Source organism: Bradyrhizobium sp. LTSPM299 (genome assembly GCF_000938235.1).
Taxonomy (GTDB): Bacteria; Pseudomonadota; Alphaproteobacteria; order Rhizobiales; family Xanthobacteraceae; genus Bradyrhizobium.
In genome coordinates this window covers 106,464-124,751 of the sequence record NZ_JYMU01000005.1, presented here as the reverse complement: position 1 = coordinate 124,751, position 18,288 = coordinate 106,464, and the positions used below count along the sequence as shown (strand labels likewise).

18 protein-coding genes and 1 pseudogene are annotated in these 18,288 nt (G+C 62.9%); 11 read left to right on the top strand and 8 right to left on the bottom strand.

The window, feature by feature from the left end:
• The first annotated feature begins 27 nt into the window (after positions 1 to 27).
• Entirely contained in the window at positions 28 to 228 is a 201-nt protein-coding gene (locus tag UP10_RS00720) for a hypothetical protein (protein ID WP_156179584.1), read from the top strand.
• A 362-nt stretch (positions 229 to 590) separates the two neighbouring features.
• Positions 591 to 1,219 (top strand): annotated as a pseudogene (locus UP10_RS00715) (metallophosphoesterase).
• Between the two features lie 118 nt (positions 1,220 to 1,337).
• Here UP10_RS00715 and UP10_RS00710 read toward each other — a convergent pair.
• The 4 genes from UP10_RS00710 to UP10_RS00695 form a co-directional block, all read right to left on the bottom strand.
• Positions 1,338 to 2,348 carry an NAD-dependent epimerase gene (locus UP10_RS00710; RefSeq protein WP_044585530.1) on the bottom strand — a complete coding sequence of 337 codons (1,011 nt, stop codon included), beginning with the start codon at positions 2,346 to 2,348 and terminating at the stop codon, positions 1,338 to 1,340.
• A 156-nt stretch (positions 2,349 to 2,504) separates the two neighbouring features.
• A complete protein-coding gene (locus UP10_RS00705; RefSeq protein WP_044585529.1) occupies positions 2,505 to 2,918 on the bottom strand; it encodes a hypothetical protein in 414 nt (137 codons plus the stop codon).
• 57 nt (positions 2,919 to 2,975) lie between these two features.
• Complete coding sequence (locus UP10_RS00700) at positions 2,976 to 3,275, bottom strand: hypothetical protein (protein ID WP_044585528.1); 300 nt, start codon at positions 3,273 to 3,275, stop codon at positions 2,976 to 2,978.
• A gap of 276 nt (positions 3,276 to 3,551) precedes the next feature.
• A complete protein-coding gene (locus UP10_RS00695) occupies positions 3,552 to 3,923 on the bottom strand; it encodes a hypothetical protein (RefSeq protein WP_156179583.1) in 372 nt (123 codons plus the stop codon).
• Between the two features lie 493 nt (positions 3,924 to 4,416).
• Here UP10_RS00695 and rfbA point away from each other — a divergent pair, with 493 nt between their 5' ends.
• The 3 genes from rfbA (at position 4,417) to UP10_RS00680 (ending at position 8,356) form a co-directional block, all read left to right on the top strand.
• Positions 4,417 to 5,301 (top strand): glucose-1-phosphate thymidylyltransferase RfbA, encoded by an 885-nt coding sequence (gene rfbA / locus UP10_RS00690; RefSeq protein ID WP_044585526.1) that lies wholly within the window; start codon positions 4,417 to 4,419, stop codon positions 5,299 to 5,301.
• Between the two features lie 18 nt (positions 5,302 to 5,319).
• Complete coding sequence (rfbB, locus tag UP10_RS00685) at positions 5,320 to 6,420, top strand: dTDP-glucose 4,6-dehydratase (protein WP_044585525.1); 1,101 nt, start codon at positions 5,320 to 5,322, stop codon at positions 6,418 to 6,420.
• 352 nt (positions 6,421 to 6,772) lie between these two features.
• The gene (locus tag UP10_RS00680; RefSeq protein ID WP_044585524.1) at positions 6,773 to 8,356 is read left to right on the top strand and encodes a calcium-binding protein; all 1,584 of its coding nucleotides are present in this window, start codon (positions 6,773 to 6,775) and stop codon (positions 8,354 to 8,356) included.
• Positions 8,357 to 8,519: 163 nt separating this feature from the next.
• Here UP10_RS00680 and UP10_RS00675 read toward each other — a convergent pair whose 3' ends face one another.
• Positions 8,520 to 9,089, bottom strand: coding sequence for a TetR/AcrR family transcriptional regulator (locus tag UP10_RS00675; protein WP_197086700.1), 570 nt, complete (start codon positions 9,087 to 9,089; stop codon positions 8,520 to 8,522).
• A 203-nt stretch (positions 9,090 to 9,292) separates the two neighbouring features.
• Here UP10_RS00675 and UP10_RS00670 point away from each other — a divergent pair, with 203 nt between their 5' ends.
• A complete protein-coding gene (locus UP10_RS00670) occupies positions 9,293 to 10,729 on the top strand; it encodes an amidase family protein (protein WP_044585523.1) in 1,437 nt (478 codons plus the stop codon).
• The gene (locus tag UP10_RS00665) at positions 10,726 to 12,318 is read left to right on the top strand and encodes an ABC transporter substrate-binding protein (RefSeq protein WP_044585522.1); all 1,593 of its coding nucleotides are present in this window, start codon (positions 10,726 to 10,728) and stop codon (positions 12,316 to 12,318) included. Before UP10_RS00670 ends, UP10_RS00665 begins: the two co-directional genes overlap by 4 nt.
• A 319-nt stretch (positions 12,319 to 12,637) precedes the next feature.
• Here the strand turns inward: UP10_RS00665 and UP10_RS00660 are convergent, their stop codons facing one another.
• Both UP10_RS00660 and UP10_RS45065 read right to left on the bottom strand, forming a co-directional pair.
• Complete coding sequence (locus UP10_RS00660) at positions 12,638 to 12,925, bottom strand: hypothetical protein (protein WP_156179582.1); 288 nt, start codon at positions 12,923 to 12,925, stop codon at positions 12,638 to 12,640.
• A 209-nt stretch (positions 12,926 to 13,134) separates the two neighbouring features.
• Positions 13,135 to 13,287, bottom strand: a complete 153-nt coding sequence (locus UP10_RS45065; RefSeq protein ID WP_197086699.1) for a hypothetical protein — start codon at positions 13,285 to 13,287, stop codon at positions 13,135 to 13,137.
• A gap of 248 nt (positions 13,288 to 13,535) precedes the next feature.
• On the opposite strand from UP10_RS45065, the gene ku reads away from it, so the two are divergent.
• Complete coding sequence (gene ku, locus UP10_RS00655; protein ID WP_044585520.1) at positions 13,536 to 14,501, top strand: non-homologous end joining protein Ku; 966 nt, start codon at positions 13,536 to 13,538, stop codon at positions 14,499 to 14,501.
• 80 nt (positions 14,502 to 14,581) lie between these two features.
• The gene (locus UP10_RS00650) at positions 14,582 to 14,788 is read left to right on the top strand and encodes a forkhead box protein (protein WP_044585519.1); all 207 of its coding nucleotides are present in this window, start codon (positions 14,582 to 14,584) and stop codon (positions 14,786 to 14,788) included.
• Between the two features lie 8 nt (positions 14,789 to 14,796).
• On the opposite strand, the gene UP10_RS00645 is transcribed toward UP10_RS00650, so the two are convergent.
• Positions 14,797 to 14,961, bottom strand: a complete 165-nt coding sequence (locus UP10_RS00645; protein WP_044537342.1) for a Flp family type IVb pilin — start codon at positions 14,959 to 14,961, stop codon at positions 14,797 to 14,799.
• A gap of 248 nt (positions 14,962 to 15,209) precedes the next feature.
• Here UP10_RS00645 and UP10_RS00640 point away from each other — a divergent pair, with 248 nt between their 5' ends.
• Together UP10_RS00640 and UP10_RS00635 are read left to right on the top strand one after the other, a co-directional pair.
• Positions 15,210 to 16,916 carry a thiamine pyrophosphate-requiring protein gene (locus UP10_RS00640; RefSeq protein ID WP_349643950.1) on the top strand — a complete coding sequence of 569 codons (1,707 nt, stop codon included), beginning with the start codon at positions 15,210 to 15,212 and terminating at the stop codon, positions 16,914 to 16,916.
• A 91-nt stretch (positions 16,917 to 17,007) separates the two neighbouring features.
• Positions 17,008 to 18,222 (top strand): NAD(P)/FAD-dependent oxidoreductase, encoded by a 1,215-nt coding sequence (locus UP10_RS00635; protein WP_044585517.1) that lies wholly within the window; start codon positions 17,008 to 17,010, stop codon positions 18,220 to 18,222.
• Positions 18,223 to 18,288: the final 66 nt, after the last annotated feature.

Genomic DNA, 18,288 nt, shown 5'->3' with positions numbered 1-18,288 from the left:
TTCTTCGTTCTAGCGCCGATCCTCTTGATGGGATTGTTGCTCGTCGCCGGGATCTCGATTGCACAGGGCCTGCCTCTCGCGGAGGCGTTGTCGACGATCGTGGTTTTCGCATGCGTCCTGCAATTCGGATATATGACCAGCGCCGTGCTTACGCACGCGATCGGCCCCGAGATCGTCGCCAACCGCGAAGCGCGGCTCGGGGAGTCCGAAGCCTCGTTGAGGTCTTGAGAGGCCTCTCTCGTCCTCCGCTTGTCCGGGCACCGCCACAATTGGCGTAATCTCGATCACGAATTGGCGCAATCTCGATCAAGAAGGTGCACAAAAGCGGCATCCGGCTAACGCCGGCCGCCAAAAACTCACCTCGCGCCGCACCTTCTTCAGGGTTAAAAGAAACAGTTCCCGGCGAATCCCTTTTTGCGATTTGCGGTTTGTCCTATCGGACGGTGGGGCCGATCGCCCGGAGAGTCCCTATCCGCCTGGTGCTGTCAGCGCTGCGACAACTGACGTCAACCACCAAGCCGCGGCTGCCGGACGGTGTTCGGATCTATGCGATCAGCGACATCCATGGCTGCGCTCACCTGCTCTAGCAGATGTTCCGGGTGATCGACGCCGATGTCGCGCACAGCCGCCCGTATCGCGCGATCGAGGTCTACATGGGCGATTATATCGACCGGGGGTCGGACTCGCGAGGCACGATGGACCTTCTGATCCAGCGCGCCCGCCGCGGCAACGCGGTCTTCCCCAAGGGCAATCACGAGGCCTTTCTCGGCGAGGTGCTACGCGACCGCCCCGTATCGAGGACTGGCTCCGGGTCGGCGGATCGCAGACGCTGATGTCCTGCGGACTTTCACCTGCGTCGGATGCGCAGGAAGACGAACAGCGCGCGTTGATGAGAGCGCTGGCCGCGGCCATGCCGCCGCTGCATCGCGAATTCCTGAGCCGGCTGCGGCTCTCCTTCACCTGCGGCGATTTCTTCTTCGCGCATGCCGGCGTGCGCCCGGGCGTCCCGCTCGCCGAGCAGCGCGAGGCCGATCTGCTCTGGATCCGCGAGGAGTTTCTCCAGAGCAAGAAGAACTTCAGCAAGTACATCGTGCATGGACACACCCCGGTGCGCAGCGCCGAGATACTGCCCAATCGCGCCGATATCGATACCGGCGCCTACGCGACCGGAAACCTGAGGCTGCTGTCGATCCAGGAATCTAGTCTGCTCGCGGTGTGAGCGGTACCGAAAAGACCCTAGAGCATGATCCGGAAAAGTGTGAAGCGGTTTTCCGAAAAGATCATGCTCAAACAAGGAGCTAAAGCGCGATGACGATTCAACCTAATCTCTTCGCGCTTTAGACGCGATGGTAGTCACGATACCAGGTGACGAATGTCTCGACCCCCTGCTCGATCGCAACCCGCGGCCGGAAACCGATGTCGCGCACGAGGTCATCGACGTCGGCAAAGGTATCGAGCACATCGCCCGGCTGCATCGGAAGCAGGTTCTTCTGCGCGACCCGCCCCAATCCCTGCTCGAGCAGCGCAACGACGTGCATCAGTTCTTCCGGCCTGCTGTTGCCGACATTGTAGATGCGCCACGGCGCCCTGCTCGTGCCCGAATCTGGCTTGACGCCGGACCAGTTCGGGTCGCCCTGCGGCGGGCGATCGATGATCCGGACGATCGCCTCGACGATATCGTCGACATGGGTGAAGTCGCGCCGCATCTGGCCGTGATTGAACAGGTTGATCGGCTGCCCCGCGGTGATCGCCCTGGCGAACAGATAGAGCGCCATGTCGGGCCGATACCACGGTCCGTACACCGTGAAGAGACGAAGACCGGTGGTCGGGAGGCGATAGAGATGGCTGTAGGAATGCGCCAGCAGTTCGTTGGCCTTCTTGGTCGCCGCATACAGGCTGACCGGGTGGTCGACATTGTCGTGCACCGAAAACGGCAGCTTGGTGTTGGCGCCGTAGACCGACGACGACGACGCGAAGACGAGATGCCGGCACTCGACCTGCCGGCAGCCCTCCAGCAGATTGATGAAACCTTCCAGATTGGAATCGGCGTAAGCGTGCGGATTTTGCAGCGAGTATCGCACGCCGGCCTGCGCGGCCAGGTGCACAACGGCAGGAAAGCGATGCCGCGCAAACAGCGCCTGCATGCCCGCCCGATCGGCCAGATCGAGCTTCTCGAACGTGAAGTTGGGATGGGCCATGAGCCGGTCGAGCCGCGCCTGCTTGAGTGCCGGATCGTAGTAGTCGTTGAGGTTGTCGATGCCGATGACTGGCCTGCCCTCGCCCAGCAAGCGCTGCGTGAGGTGAAAGCCGATAAAGCCCGCGCACCCCGTAACTAGCAAATTGGCCACAATCCGCTTCTCACCACTGCCGTCGAACGGCCTCGGGGCGTGATTTCGCCGGGTTAAACCCGGATTCGCCCGAACAGGACGCATTCCTACCGATATTGCAGGGGGGATCAAGCGGGAACGGCGACGCCCAGGGCCAAGGCCGGCCCGCCCGCTAGACTAGCTGGAGATTGTGGCCTTGTAGTTGGGAAAGCGGCTCAACACCGCGGCCTTCATGAACTTGAAATGGGCGATCTCGCCCACCAGCTCCTTCAGCCGACGCTGTCCGTTGGAAATCTCTGCCGTGAACAGGTCCTGATGGTGATTGTCGAGCGCCTCACGCTCCAGATATTCGTCGGTGCCGTTGCCGAACGTCACGGCTGCGCGGGCCAGCACGTCGTCGACCCGGCGGCTCAGGCCGGATTGCTCGCTTTCGGCCGCATGCAATGCGGTTTCGATCGCAGCCATGATGGAATCTATCCGGGCCCGGTCGGTCTCGGCGTCGCGCTCCGGCGAGCGCGCCCTGAACCCCTCGTCACCCAGGCGGGCCTTGATGTAGTTGTGCGCTCGATTGCGCAAAAACAGCTGAAACATCCGCGTTTGTCCGGTTCAGGCGCAATCAGGAGACGGCCGCTCCAAAATCGCCCCGTCTTAGTTAAGAAACGGTAAATCCCGGTCGCGGGCGCTGCGGCGATCGGCCCTCCATTGCAGCCAGGCGCGATCGTGCTTGCTGTACAGATCGAGCCAGCGCTGCGCCGGATTGGTGGCCGGACGGCCCCCGGCGTCCCACAGCACGTGGCCGTCATCGTGCCGGCTCGCATCGTGCAGGCTCGAGAGGTGATCGAGCCGTTCGAACTCGAACGTCTCTTCATAAGTGAGGCCGATCAAGACGCGCCGGCCGTCATTATCGATGACGTAGCGCCTTGGCGAGTTGTTCCTGAGGTCAGTCATCCTACGCGAGCTCGTTGGCGATCCAGGGACCGGTTCGTGCAGCCAGCCGGCGGCGGTAGACCCACATGAAGGCCGCAACGCCGATTACGAGCACAAGCAGAACGACCAACCATCCCACCACGCGGTCCCCTCGAGCAAATCAGTCAACGCAACCAGCTCTCCATACAAGAGCCGTGCCACGCCGGCGGCACACGCTGCCCCGCGGGCAAAGCCACCAGCGCCTGCAGCCGTCGTCGTGCCGTGAGCAAGCCTGCGACGGCGCGACCACCAGGATGGCTAGAACGCCCGGCGGGCATGACCGAATGTCGTGGAGGGCAACCTCGACCTGCCGGACGTATGCACCAGCATGCGCCGCTTGTACGATCGCCAGGCGCGCGCGCCGTAGCCGGCGAAGAAGCCTGCGAAAAACGTCGTCAACAAGATGAGAGCACCAAGCATTGTCCGTCGTCCCAATTCATCGTGCTGGTATCTACAGTCCGAAGTTGTGACCACATCATGATTCAGCGCGCCGAAAGATTGTTCATCCGCTGAATTCTTTGTGCAGCCAAACGATGCAAAATCGATCAACACGCGTGCGAGGTTGCCACCGCTCACGAAAAAACCCACAGCGTGAATTTCAGGAACATCGTGCTCAGCAGATAAATCCATCCCGTCATCGCCAATAAAATCAGTCCGACAAAGACGCCGGAAAGACTTTTCTCTTTCAACTGCGCCAGCAGAGGAAATTTGAATCGATAAAACATGTGACGCCCCAGATTCCCCGGACAGACCTAGTCATCAAATTCGATAATCTCATGACGTGGCGTCGCGACATCACCCGGCAGCGTGCACATCGTGAGCTATCGCACATTCACAATCGCGCGTGCTCGACCGATCGTGCTGACGATCGCGCCTATCGAATCCTTCGCGGTATGATTTGCCGTGCAGCGGAATCGTTGCCGCTCGATTCGCGACGGGGTCATTCCGCGATCGACGCATCACACTGGCTGGTGAGGCCGGAGGCCCGCTCGCCGAGCCAGTGCAAATGCCCGCAAGTTCATGCGCCGACGCGCAAATCCGGCCAGCGGGGCCCGTACCCGAGGTAAAATCCGTGCTAGAGCTAGCCGGGGCAACTCTTAATGCCTGCGGGGCGAGAGGTACGATGAAGGGGATCATTCTGGCGGGCGGAACCGGGACACGGCTGTATCCGGTGACGACGGTCGTCTCCAAGCAGTTGTTGCCGGTGTTCGACAAGCCGATGATCTACTATCCGTTGTCGACGCTGATGCTGGCGGGAATCAAGGACATCCTGATCATCACCACGCCGGAGGATCAGCATCTGTTCCGCCGGTTACTCGGCGAAGGCGGCGAGATCGGCCTCAAATTGTCCTACGCGGTGCAGACGCAGCCGCGCGGCCTCGCCGATGCCTTCATTGTCGGCCGCGACTTCGTCGGCAACGACAACGTCGCGCTGATCCTTGGCGACAACATCTTCTATGGCCACGGCCTGAGCGACAAGCTGAAGCGGGCCGGCGGCAAGACCAGGGGCGCGACGATTTTCGGCTACGCGGTCGGCTCGCCGCAGAGTTATGGTGTCGTCGAGCTGGACGATCAGGGACGGCCGATCTCGATCGAGGAAAAGCCGGCGCAGCCGAAATCGAATGTCGCGGTGACCGGCCTCTATTTCTACGACAATTCGGTGCTCGACATCGCCGCCGCGGTGAAACCCTCGGCGCGGGGCGAACTCGAGATCACCGACATCAATCGCGCCTATATCGAACGGGGCGAGCTCGCCGTCGAAATGCTCCATCGCGGCTTTGCCTGGCTCGATACCGGCACGCATTCGTCGCTGGTCGAGGCCAGCCACTTCGTCCAGATTCTCGAGCAGCGGCAAGGTTTGCGCATTGCCTGCATCGAGGAGGTCGCGCTGCGGATGGGAAACATCACGCTCGAACAATTCCATCATCTGGCGCAGCGATCGGCAAGGAGTAGCTATGGCGAATATCTGCTCTCCGTCTATCACGGCGTCGTGAAGTCGCAGCGCTAGCCAACCAATGTGCCGGATATGAGCGAGGGACGATCGACGATCTTCGTGACGGGTGGCGCGGGCTTCATCGGGTCCGCCGTCGTCAGGCATTTGCTTGGGAACACCGATGTCTCGATCGTCAACATCGATAAGCTGACCTACGCGTCGAGCCTGGAATCAATTCCGCAGGCCGCGGCGCACCCCGCCCGCTATGCCCTCGCCAGGATCGACATTTGCGACGGCGACGCCCTGCGCGATTTGTTCGCTAGATACAATCCGAAAGGCGTGATCCATCTCGCGGCCGAGACCCATGTCGACCGCTCGATCGACGGTCCGCAGGAATTCATCCGAACCAACATCACGGGCACGTTCACGCTGCTGCAGGAGGCGCTGCGCCACTGGCGCGCGCTGACGCCGTCGGAGCGCAAGTTGTTTCGCCTGCTGCACGTCTCGACTGACGAGGTGTTCGGATCGCTCGGTCCCGACGGCGCTTTCACCGAACAGAGCCCCTACGCACCGAACTCGCCCTATTCCGCCAGCAAGGCTGCGTCGGATCATCTGGTCCGCGCCTGGTGCGAAACCTACGAACTGCCCTGCCTGATTTCGAACTGCTCGAACAATTACGGGCCGTATCAGTTTCCGGAGAAGCTGATTCCTCACATGATCATCAAGGCGCTCGCCGACGAACCTCTTCCGGTCTACGGCGACGGCCGGCAGGTTCGCGACTGGCTGCATGTCGAGGACCACGCGCGTGCACTGTGGACAATCCTCCGGCATGGCCGGGTCGGCGAGACCTACAATGTCGGCGGCCGCAACGAGCGGACCAATCTCGCGGTCGTTGAAACCGTCTGCCGGCTGCTCGATCGGCTGCAGCCGTCAGGCCAGGGGGACCGCAGCCGGCTGATCTCGTTCGTCGCCGATCGTCCCGGCCATGACCGCCGCTATGCGATCGACGCCGGGAAGCTGGAACGCGAGCTCGGCTGGACCGCGCAGGAGAATTTCGACAGCGGGCTCGACAAGACCGTCGGCTGGTATCTTGCCAACAGGCCGTGGTGGGAAACCATCCTGAACTCCGGCTACGACACCAAACGCCTCGGGCTTTCGGCTGTGGCATCGCCCGCCGCTCGGCGGCCCGACTAATCCTGCTGTGTCATAAGCCCCTCATAGCGAGACGTGCGGAACGGCCCCGTCTGCGGCCGACATCCATCAACATCCGTTTCTCGCCGGCTCTTCAGGACTTGGGCCGGACTTCCACCGGTTGGATCGCACGAGCTTGCGGCTGGCGCACTCATTCGATCACCTCATCCGCACGAGCGATGAGCGACGGCGGCACATCGAGGCCGAGGACCAAGGCGGTCTTGGCAACCTCATTTGAAGGGTAGCAACTTCAGCTTGACAGATGTGCAAACCACGCAGTTACTCGGAAAGGTTGTATTATCCGAATTCGCATGAAGGATCGGCGATCGAGAAACCATCACAGGGAGGAAATCACATGGCACGCCCAATCGACCTGGTTCCATTTACCCCCGGCGATCTAACCGATCATCAACACGGGACCGATGACATCCTCTCGGGCGACCCAAACACAAATATTTTGATCGGGGATGCCGGCGGCAGCATGTTCGATTTTTCCAAGGGCGGCGACGACACCTTTACGACGGGCGGCTCCTTCGACGCCACTTTCTACGGCGACGCGGTTGGCAGCCTGTTCGACTTCGCTCAGGGCGGCGACGATACCTTCACGGGGCAGTCCTCTGGAGGTGGGACAATCACTGCTTACGGTGACGCGGGCAGCGATATGTCGGACCACAGCAAGGGCGGCAACGACATTTTCTCGGCCAGCGGCTTCGCGGCCTCTTTTTTTTACGGTGATGCGGGCGGCAACATGTCCGGCCATGCTCAGGGCGGCGACGACACTTTCATGGGCGGCGGCGTCGAGGCCTCTTACTACGGTGACGCGGGCGGCAACATGTCGGACCATGCTCGGGGCGGCAACGACACCTTCACGGGCGCTGGCAGGGGCACCTACTACGGTGACGCGGGCGGCAACATGTCCGGCCATGCTCAGGGCGGCAACGACACCTTCACAGGGTCTACTTCCGGCAACATTGTTTACGGTGACGCGGGCGGCGATATGTCGGACCACAGCAAGGGCGGCAACGACAGTTTCGTGGGAGGGGTTTTCTTCTGCGACAACACTTTCTACGGTGACGCGGGCGGCAACATGTCCGGCCATGCTCAAGGCGGCAACGACACTTTCACGGGCGGCTCTGATCGGACCACCAACACTTTCTACGGGGACGCGGGCGGCAACATGTCCGGCCATGCTCGGGGCGGCGACGACTCCTTCACGGGCGGAGGCGTCCGGACCGACAACACTTTCTACGGTGACGCAGGCGGCGATATGTCGGGCCATGCTCAAGGCGGCAACGACACTTTCACGGGCGGATTGACAGCCCCGGACACGTCGGCGGCCTTCTTGTGCAACAATACTGTCTTTGGTGATGCGGGCGGCAACATGTCTGGTCATGCTCGGGGCGGCAACGACACCCTAACGGGGGCTAGCGGCGATGGCGTTACCAACATCCTCGTCGGTGACGCCAAATCCATGTCCGAGTCTGCGAAGGGAGGCAACGATACTCTTACGGGGGGTAACAGCACTGGCCTGGTTAGTGGCACTGTTACCAACATTCTCATCGGTGACGCGGAATTTATGTCCGGCTCAGCCAAGGGCGGCGACGATACCTTGATCGCCGGCACCGCGGCACCCGGCGGCACGGTCATCAACGACATGTGGGGTGATGGGCAACTGAGCGGCGGCGCGAAGGGCGGCAAAGACCTGTTCGTATTCAAGGACAACAGTTCGATGACAGTCGGAACCAATAACACCATCGAAGACTTCAGCCAGAGCCAACAGGATAAAATTGAGTTTAGCGGTGTGGCGAGCCTGCATTCATTCGCGGACCTCACCATCACCCAAAGTGGCACTGACACCATCATCACCGCAGGAGCCGATCAGGTAACCCTCCACAATTTCACGCATTTGCTGACAGCGCATGACTTCTTGTTCGCCTGATGAATCTGCGCTTGGCTTGCATCTGTGAACGGAGCCCACACCGACGGAAAGCCAACTAGTCTAGGCGTCCGCCCCGGGTCAAACGGCGACATCCCGGAGTTGCTCGCGCAAGTCTGCTTCACCATCAAAGGCTGATATCTCGCACTTATGTGTCCACGCCCTGCTAGGTTCTGTGGGCACTTTTCGGAGCCACAGGCGCCGCCAGGATAAAAAACGCCCGCAACACCCTGTCCTGCCAGGGGCGGTTGATCGGCGAGCCTGTGATCAGGAGACTGAACCAGATCGATCCGAAGACGAAATCCAAAGCCGTCTCGACGTCGAGATCCTTTCGGATTTCGCCAGCACCGGCGGCACGACGCAGCAGCTCGCGCCCCCTTGCGAGCCTCGGCTCCACGATCCTCGCCTTCAGCACCTGCCGGATTGCCGGATCGGCCTGTGCCTCCATCGCCAGCCCGCGCAGGATGGCGGCCCGTTTTGGATCGAACAGGCGCCGAACACTCCATTGAACGTAGTCGGTGAAAGCCGCCTTGAAGCCAAGGCGGTGCCATCCCTCCGGCTCCTCGGCGACTGAGCCGAGGTAAAGATCGACCAGCAGGTCACCGCGGGATGACCAGCGCCGGTAGACCGACTGCTTGGAAACGCCCGCTCTGGCCGCGACGCCCTCGATGGTGAGCGCCGCACATCCGCTCTCTCCCACCAGCGCTTTGGCAGCTTCGAGAATCTGGCGCTGCACCGCCGGATCGCGAGGCCGACCGGCACGGCTCGGCTGGGGCGCGGACACTTTCGGTCGAACCGGCGAGACAATTGACATACGAGACGCTCCGTATTGTAATTGTGATGGCACAGGATATGCTTCTTATAGCGGCAGGGCCGGAAGCTTGAAGCGTCAAATCGACGAGGCCGGACTGTAGCCGAATATCTGAAGCAGGGACGACGATGGACACGGCGGAAATCGGATTTCTGAGCGCGGTCGAACTCAAGGCGCTCTATGCGGGCGGGCAACTGTCTCCCCATGAGGTCGCCGACGCCGTGCTTCGTCGCATCGAAGCGTTCGACCCGGCCCTCAACGCGATGACCATGCTGACGCCGGAGCTGGCGCTCAAGGCGGCGCAGGAGGCCGAGGCGGCCTATTTCGGCAAACGCGAGCCGCGCCTGCTCGAAGGCATCCCGGTGACACTGAAGGACATGCACCCGACGGCGGGGCTCACCACCGCGCAGGGCTCCTACGCATCGGCCGACTGGATTCCCGACGTCGATGCGCCCTGCATCACCCGTCTTCATGCCGCCGGCAGCATGACCGTGGGCAAGACCGCGGTGCCCGAGTTCGGCTGGAAAGGCGTCAGCCAGAGCCCGCTGACCGGCATCACCCATAATCCGTGGAAGCGCGGCTATAACGCCGGAGCCTCCTCGGCGGGAGCCGCGGTCGGCGCCGCTGCCGGCTTCGGCCCCCTCCATCTCGGCTCCGATGGCGGCGGATCGGTGCGCATGCCCGCCCACTTTTCCGGCATTTACGGCTTGAAGCCGACCTACGGCCGCATCCCGTATTGGCCGGTGCCCAACAACGACTACGCGACCCATATGGGCACGCTGACGCGCACGGTGGCCGACAGCGCGCTGATGCTGGAAGCGATGGCCGGTCCCCATCCATGGGATCACACGTCCTGTGAGGCGCAACCGCAGCCCTATTCACGGCTTCTCGGCGGCGACCTGAAGGGCAAGCGCATCGCGTTCAGTCCCGATCTCGGTCATGCCCGGGTCGATGCCGACGTTGCTGCACTGGTTGCCAAGGCCGTCGACGCCTTCGCGGAGCTCGGTGCCACCGTCGAACTGGTGACGCCGGACTGGGGGCCGCTTGGCCGCGATCTGGCGCATTTCTTCTGGCCGGCGGGCTATCTCGCCCGCGCCGCCACCTACCTTCCCGACTGGCATGACAGAATGGATCCCGGCCTGGTCGCGATGATGCGCGAGGGCCAGAGCTTCAGCGCCGAGCTGTATCATCTGATGCGGGCCCGCAAGCTCGCCTATTGCGAGGCGATCCATCGCTTCTTCGAGGACTGGGATCTGCTGCTGACGCCTGCGGTCAGCACGGCGGCATTTCCCGCGCATCTGCTGCAGCCGCCATCGTGGCCACAGCATCCCTGGGATTGGCTGATGTGGGCGCAGTTTTCCTATCCGTTCAATTTCTCCGGCAACCCGGCCGCGAGCGCGCCCTGCGGCTTCAATGACGAGGGGCTGCCGGTCGGCCTGCAGATCGTCGGCCGCCGCTTCGACGACCTCGGCGTCCTGCAGGCGTCGGCCGCGTTCGAGCAGGCGCGTCCCTGGCGGCAGCACCGGCCATCGCTGTCGACCGAAAACAAAAAGGGTGCAGCATGATCACGCGTCGCAAATTGATTGCGTCTGCCGCCGGCCTCGCCGCCGGTGCTATTGCCGCGCCGCGCCTGGCGGCGGCGCAGGCAAGCCGCGTGCTGAAGTTCGTTCCGCAAGCGGATCTCGCGCTGCTCGATCCGATCCAGTCCACCGGCCTCGTGATCCGGCATCACGCGCTGCTGATTTTCGACACGCTCTACGGGGTCGACGAACAGCTTCGGTCGCATCCGCAGATGGCCGAAGGGCATGTCGTCGAGAATGACGGCCTGCTGTGGCGGATCACTCTGCGCGACGGCCTCCAGTTCCATGACGGGCAGAAGGTCCTCGCGCGCGACGTCGTCGCCAGCATCAAGCGCTGGGGCGTGCGCGACCTCTACGGACAGTCGCTGATGGCCGCGGTGGACGAATTGACCGCACACTCCGACAGCGAGCTGCACTTCCGGTTGAAGCGGCCGTTCCCGCTGTTATCAGACGTGCTCGGAAAGCCCGGCACCAATGTCTGCGTCATCATGCCGGAGCGCCTCGCCCTGACCGATCCGATGCAGCGCATCACCGAAATGGTGGGCAGCGGGCCTTATCGCTACATCGCGGCCGACCGGGTGCCGGGATCGCTGAACGCCTATGAGAAGTTCGCCGGCTACCGTCCGACGCCGAACGGTGAGACGAGCTTCATGTCCGGCCCCAAGGTCGCCTATTTCGACCGCGTCGAATGGCGGACGATACCGGACGCATCCACGGCCGCAGCGGCGCTCCAGACCGGCGAGGTCGACTGGTGGGAGCAGCCGATCCCCGATCTGCTGCCGGTGTTCGCCGCCAACAAGGACCTCAAGGTCGAGGTGCTCGACCGCTTCGGCGCGATCCCGATGATCCGCTTCAACCATCTGCTGCCGCCGTTCGACAGGCCGGAGATGCGGCGCGCGTTGCTCGGCGCGCTCCGTCAGGACGAGTACATGGTCGCGGTCGCCGGAGAGGACCGGCGCTACTGGAAAGATGGCGTCGGCTTCTTCACGCCGGGCTCGCCGATGGCGAACGATGTCGGCATGGACGCCCTGCCCGCCGCCAAGGACTTCGACAAGGTGAAGGCGGCGCTGAAGGCGGCGGGATATGCCGGCGAGCGCATCGTCTTTCCGGTTCCGACCGACTTTCCCGCGCTCAACGCCATGAGCGAGGTCGCCGGCGACATGCTCAGACGAGCCGGCATCAATCTTGACTATCAGGCGCTCGACTGGGCCACGGTGCTCCAGCGCGTCGCCTCGCAGCAGCCGATCGACAAAGGCGGCTGGAACATTTGGTGCAACTATTCGACCGGCGTCAGCGCCGTGAACCCCGCTGCTCACACTTATTTGCGGGGCACGGGGCGGACAGCGACGTTCGGCTGGCCATCGAGCCAGAGCCTCGAAGATCTGCGCAGCCAGTGGTTCGCCGCGCCGGACGAGACCTCGCGACAGGAGATCTGCCGGCAGATGCAACGTCAGGCTTTCCAGGAGCTGCCCTATCTGCCGCTCGGCGTCTTCTACCAGCCCACGGCCTATCGGACCAATCTGACCGGCATGCTGAAGGGCTTCCCGCTGTTCTACAATGTTCGGCGCGCCTGAACCGCATCAGCATCGCACGATCAGGCTGCGGGTCTCATTCGAGGCTCCGGTTCGGGAGCTTGAAGCACGCCTATTCGGAGGTTCGCAACGTCGAACTGGCAGGTCCGAGAGCCGAACCGCACCGCCCATTCATTTCGGCGGCGCGACGCATTGCGCGGCGAACGTGTAATTCGCGCTGAGGTCGACGCCGCTCGGCAAGCCTGACGTGTCGATCGGGCCCTTTGGTCCTTTTGTGACGTTGAACAGAAGGACCGTGCCGCTCGACGCTCCTGAACAATTGGGCGTGTGCCTGGATCCCTCGAAAGAAATCAGAAACTTCTTATTTTCCGGAACGCTGAGCGTATAGGAGCACTTGCCGCTCGATTAGTTTTCCAGAAAGCTCCGCCGATGTGATCTTGTTTCCGAGGTTGGCGCACAGCGCACCCGCCGCGCAGCTCGGCACGTCGAAGGCGGCGATCGAATAATCATCGCACACCAAGCCGGACGTGACCCCCGATATCGTCTTGGGCGCGGAGGCCTCGCCCGTCATCGTTGCCGTCCCCGCAAGAGCAGCGGCGGCGGAACCGAGCACAATCGGAAGCGCAAGAACCAAGGCCATGGATCGCATTTCGCTCTCCCTCTTTCGCTCAAACGAGCACATCACCACGGCGCGAACCTAGCAGGTCACTCGCGCAAAGGATGAAATCTGGTTCACATGCCTTTCTTTTTAACGAGGGCGTCTCTTTTGCGGCAGGGCTTGGTGGTAGCGCTCGGCTCTGCCGTCCGTCGCAGGTCTCGGCCGCGGCCGGGGCACTCTTGCAGGCCGAATGACTGGCGTTACACCCGGAAGAACGCAAACCAGAGGACGCCGAGGATCAGGACCGCGAGCCCCGTCGAGGCCGTGAGAAGTGCGAGGACCGAGGGGCCCGGCTCGGCCTGGCGCGCTTCGGTCGGGGTTTCGACGATCTGACCATGTCGTTCCGTTGCCATCGCGACCTCTCTGCTTAAGTGCCTGTAATTTCCGGCAATTGCCGTCCGCTGCGAGAGGCCAACGCATGATGCTGAGCGATGTTCCGAGCCCGCAGCGTCCGCGTGCACGGCCTGCCACCCGCGTCAAACAAGCGCAGGCCAAAACCACGGTTAACGCCGTTGCGAGATTCCGCGGGGCGCGATGTTTCAAACCGGGGTCCCGGGTGGTACTCTTGCCTGTTCCGTCGGTTGTGTAATCGGAGTTTGCCATGGCCCCCCGCGCCAACTGGAAAGGCTTTCTGCGCCTTTCGCTTGTGACCTGCCCGGTTGCCCTGTACCCGGCGACGTCGGATACCGAAAAGGTCTCCTTCAACCAGATCAACCGCAAGACCGGCCACCGGATCAAATACGCCAAGGTCGACGCAGAGACCGGTGAAGAGGTGTCCACCGAGGACATCATGAAGGGCTACAAGGTCGACACCGACACCTATATCGAGGTCACCAAGGACGAACTCGACGACATCGCGCTGGATTCAACGCGCACCATCGAGATCGACGAATTCGTCCCCCGGTCCGATATCGACAGCCGCTATCTGATCCGCCCCTATTATCTCGTGCCCGACGGCAAGGTCGGCCATGACGCCTTCGCGGTGATCCGCGAAACCATCCGCAGCCTCGACAAGGTCGCGATCGGCCGCGTGGTGCTCACCAACCGCGAGCACATCATTGCGCTCGAGCCGCTCGACAACGGGCTGATGGGCACGCTGCTGCGCTACCCCTACGAGGTGCGCAGCGAGAAGGACTATTTCGACGACATCCAGGACGTGAAGATCACCAAGGACATGCTGGATCTCGCCAAGCATATCGTCGAGCAGAAATCCGCCGAGTTCGATCCAGAGGACTTCGAGGATCGCTACGAGCAGGCGCTGATCGACCTGATCAACCAGAAGCGCAACGGCATCAAGGTCGCCAAACCGGCGGCGAAGGCGAGCGGCAACGTCATCAATTTGATGGACGCGCTGAAGAAGAGCCTCGCCAACGAGAAGCAGGCGCCGCCTATCGCCAAAGCGAAAGGCAAGAAGCCGAAGAAGCGCATCGAGGGCCAGCGCGAGATGCTGCTGCCGATCTCGGGCAGCGGCAAGCGCGAGCCCAAGGAAGCAGCCCGGCCGGAGCCGAAGAAGGCCGAAAAGCCGGCGCGCGCGCAGGCCACCGGGCGGGCCAAGAAGGCCGGCTGATTGGGCGCTTGCGGCTGCTGATACCGATGCTCCCGATCAGCCGTATCTGAGATGCCTGGTCGACGCCCTTCGACGAACCGATCGCACTCCGCCGCAGTGGCCAGCTGGTGACGCTGCAGCAGGCCGCCGACTACATCATGACATTGCCTGATAAGACCCAGCAGGAGCAGCGCTGGCAGGTCGCGGTCGAGCACCTGATCAACGCGGCGGAAACCGGCGGTGGCTGGCTGATGTTTGCGCGGATCGCGATGCTGCGCGCGCTTAACGGCGATGGCGGAGAAAGCTAAGGGCGGCGCTACTTCAGCGAGGTGCTGACGGACGCGAAGCGCGCGCTGAGATTGGTGCCGATACCGCCGACGGCATAAACGATGATAATGCTGAGCCCGCCGCCGATGATGGCGTATTCGAGAGCCGTTGTCCCGGATTCATCGCGGAAAAATCTTGCCAGCAACGAACGCATTGAAAGCTCCTGTCGACGCCCGCAGATACTCTCCCGCGCCGTGAAATTACGCCAGCAAAACTAGGACACATTGGTTGACGACGCATTGACGGACACGATGAACGGTCGCTTAAAGGTTGTACGGGATTCGCAGCCTATTTTGGACCGGCGTCATGCCGCCCCTCGCCGGCCGGCTGGCCCTCTCTTGCCCGCAAACGCATATCAGGACTACCTGATCCGGGCGCAGGTGCGCTTTACCGCCCTCTCAAATCCTGTTCCTCTACCCCCGGGACGACAACGAGGCTGGACCAAACCGGCCAAACCCAAGGGGAGAGACCGCCATGAAGCTCGGCACCGCGATCGCGGAAATCATGAAGCGCGAGGGCATCGAGATCCTCTGTGGCTATCCGGTCAACCACCTGATCGAATACGCCGCCAATGCCGACATCCGCCCGGTGATGGTGCGCCAGGAGCGGATCGGCATCCACATGGCGGATGCGATCTCCCGCGTCACCTCGGGCCAAACCATCGGCGCGTTCTGCATGCAGCACGGCCCGGGCGCCGAGAACGCGATGGGCGGCGTCGCGCAGTGCTATGGCGAGTCGGTGCCCGTTTTGGTGCTGCCGATGGGCTATGCGCGACGGCTCGCCAATATCGAGCCGAACTTCAATTCCAGCCAGGCGATGAAAGCGTTCTCGAAATCCTCGGAGCCGATCAATATCGCAGCCGAGGTCTGCAACATCTTTCGGCGTGCCTTTACAAAACTGAAGAACGGCCGCGGCGGCCCTGTCATCGTCGAAATCCCCGCCGACATGTGGAACGAGGAAGTCGCGGAGCCCTTGAACTACACGCCGGTGCTGCGCACCCGCTACGGCGCCGACCCCGTTCACGTCAAGGAGGCCGCCGCCCTGCTCGTGAATGCAAAACGGCCGGTGATCTATGCCGGCCAGGGCGTGCATTATGCAAAAGCCTGGCCGCAGCTGAAGCGCCTCGCCGAGCGGCTCGCGATCCCCGTCACCACGAGCCTCGGCGGCAAGTCATCCTTCCCCGAGACCCATCCGCTGTCGCTCGGCTCCGGCGGCCTTGCGGTCCCGCGCGCGGTGCCGAAATTTTTGGGCGAGGCCGACGTCATCTTCGGCATCGGCTGCTCCTTCACCGAGACCTCGTTCGGCATTGCGATGCCGAAGGGCAAGACCATCATCCATTCGACGCTCGACCCCAACCACATCAATAAGGATGTCGAGGTCGAGATCGGCCTGATCGGCGATGCCGGCCTGGTGCTCGACGCGCTCTTGGAGGAGATCGGCAAGACCGTGACGTCGGACCGCAACGCCAGCGCGGTCACCGAAGAGATCGCCGCCTCCCACAAGGAGTGGCTCGCGAAGTGGATGCCGAAGCTGACGCACAATGACGCGCCGCTCAATCCCTATCGCGTGCTGTGGGACCTCCAGCACACCGTCGACGTCAGCAACACCATCATCACCCATGATGCCGGCAGCCCGCGCGATCAGCTCTCGCCGTTCTGGAAATCGGTCGAGCCGTTGTCCTATATCGGTTGGGGCAAGACCACGCAGCTCGGCTACGGCCTTGGGCTTGCGATGGGCGCCAAGCTGGCAAAACCCGACAAGCTCTGCATCAATGTCTGGGGCGATGCCGCGATCGGCTTCACGGGGATGGATTTCGAGACCGCGGTGCGCGAGCGGATTCCGATCATGTCGATCCTGCTGAATAATTTTTCGATGGCGATCGAATTGAAGGTGATGCCGATCTCGACCGAGAAATACCGCTCGACCGACATCTCCGGCGACTACGCCGCGATGGCCCGCGCCTTCGGCGGTTATGGCGAACGGGTGACCAAGCCGGAAGACATCATCCCCGCCATCAAGCGCGGCATCCAGAAGACCAGGGAAGGCGTGCCGGTGCTGCTGGAATTCATCACTAGCAAGGAGACCGAAGTCTCGCGGCCGGGCACCTGAGGGGTTACGCAGCTGACAGCCCTGCCCTCACCCACTTGATTTGACCTCGCGTGAGCGCGCAAGCTGCCTCCAACGAAAGCCGGAGGGAGAGATGGCGCGTGTCCTTGTGCTGGGTGCCGGCTTTGCCGGGCTGTGGGCCGCACTCGGCGCGGCGCGCAAGCGCGACGAGATCGGCACACGGGCTGATGACACCGACATTCTCGTCGTCGACCGCAACGCCTATCACAACATCCGGGTTCGCAATTACGAGGTCGACCTCAGCGACGTCGCGCTTCCGCTCGATGGCCTGCTCGATCCGGTCGGCGTCAGGCACATGGTCGCTGACATCGAGGCGATCGATCCCGCGAAGCGGCAGGTCAAGGTCGGGACAGGCGCCGGCAAGGAAGTCCTGGGCTACGAGCGGCTGGTGCTGACGACGGGCAGCGAATTGGTCCGCCCCGCAATCCCCGGCCTTGCCGCCCATGGCTTCGACGTCGACACCTATGACGCGGCAATCAAGCTCGACACGCATCTCGCCGCGCTCGGCAAGCAGCAACCGTCAGAAGCCCGCGCGACGGTGATCGTCGTGGGCGCCGGCTTCACCGGGATCGAGGTTGCGACCGAGATGCCAGACAAGCTCGCACGGGCCGGCATCACCGGTGACCGCCGCATCATTCTCGTCGATCCCAATCCGGTGGTCGGCGCGACCTTTGGCGCGCATGGACGTCCTGTTATCAACGAGGCGCTGTCTGCGATCGGCGTCGCGACCCGGCTGAACGCCCGGGTGAGTGCCGTCGATGCAACCGGCATCACGCTGAGCTCCGGCGAAATCATTCCGACGCGGACCGTGGTCTGGTGCGCCGGCATGCGTGCCAGCCCGCTCGCTGCGAATCTGCCGATCGCACGCGATAGCCTCGGCCGCCTGACGGTCGACCACTTCATGCGCGCCGACGGCCTCGCGGGCGTGTTTGCCGCCGGCGACGTCGCCTCCTGCCTGATCGACGGCCAGCATGCGACCGTGATGTCCTGCCAGTTCGCCCGGCCGATGGGGCGGTTCGCCGGACATAACGTGATTGCTGATATCTTCGACGAGCCGCTGCTGCCGCTCACCATCGACTGGTATGTGACGGTGCTCGATCTCGGCGCCTCGGGAGCGCTCTATACCACCGGCTGGGACCGCGAGGTCCGAACCACCGGCGCGGCCGCAAAGCTCACCAAGCAGACCATCAATCGTGAGCGCATCTATCCGCCGCGCAGCGGCGATCGCGCCGAGCTCTTTGCCGCGGCCGCGCCCACGATCCAGATGGCGCCAAAGACGCGCGCGTAGTGGGGGCGACCACGATGGACCTCTCCGTCGTCATTGCGAGGAGCGAAGCGACGAAACAATCCATGC

What these genes read in the sequence shown, in the direction of transcription:
- UP10_RS00720 (WP_156179584.1), top strand. Translation starts at nt 28, where the DNA reads ATGGGATTGTTGCTCGTCGCCGGGATCTCGATTGCACAGGGCCTGCCT.
- UP10_RS00705 (WP_044585529.1), bottom strand. Translation starts at nt 2,918, where the DNA reads ATGTTTCAGCTGTTTTTGCGCAATCGAGCGCACAACTACATCAAGGCC.
- UP10_RS00700 (WP_044585528.1), bottom strand. Translation starts at nt 3,275, where the DNA reads ATGACTGACCTCAGGAACAACTCGCCAAGGCGCTACGTCATCGATAAT.
- UP10_RS00695 (WP_156179583.1), bottom strand. Translation starts at nt 3,923, where the DNA reads ATGGATTTATCTGCTGAGCACGATGTTCCTGAAATTCACGCTGTGGGT.
- rfbA (WP_044585526.1), top strand. Translation starts at nt 4,417, where the DNA reads ATGAAGGGGATCATTCTGGCGGGCGGAACCGGGACACGGCTGTATCCG.
- rfbB (WP_044585525.1), top strand. Translation starts at nt 5,320, where the DNA reads ATGAGCGAGGGACGATCGACGATCTTCGTGACGGGTGGCGCGGGCTTC.
- UP10_RS00680 (WP_044585524.1), top strand. Translation starts at nt 6,773, where the DNA reads ATGGCACGCCCAATCGACCTGGTTCCATTTACCCCCGGCGATCTAACC.
- UP10_RS00670 (WP_044585523.1), top strand. Translation starts at nt 9,293, where the DNA reads ATGGACACGGCGGAAATCGGATTTCTGAGCGCGGTCGAACTCAAGGCG.
- UP10_RS00665 (WP_044585522.1), top strand. Translation starts at nt 10,726, where the DNA reads ATGATCACGCGTCGCAAATTGATTGCGTCTGCCGCCGGCCTCGCCGCC.
- UP10_RS00660 (WP_156179582.1), bottom strand. Translation starts at nt 12,925, where the DNA reads ATGCGATCCATGGCCTTGGTTCTTGCGCTTCCGATTGTGCTCGGTTCC.
- UP10_RS45065 (WP_197086699.1), bottom strand. Translation starts at nt 13,287, where the DNA reads ATGGCAACGGAACGACATGGTCAGATCGTCGAAACCCCGACCGAAGCG.
- ku (WP_044585520.1), top strand. Translation starts at nt 13,536, where the DNA reads ATGGCCCCCCGCGCCAACTGGAAAGGCTTTCTGCGCCTTTCGCTTGTG.
- UP10_RS00645 (WP_044537342.1), bottom strand. Translation starts at nt 14,961, where the DNA reads ATGCGTTCGTTGCTGGCAAGATTTTTCCGCGATGAATCCGGGACAACG.
- UP10_RS00635 (WP_044585517.1), top strand. Translation starts at nt 17,008, where the DNA reads ATGGCGCGTGTCCTTGTGCTGGGTGCCGGCTTTGCCGGGCTGTGGGCC.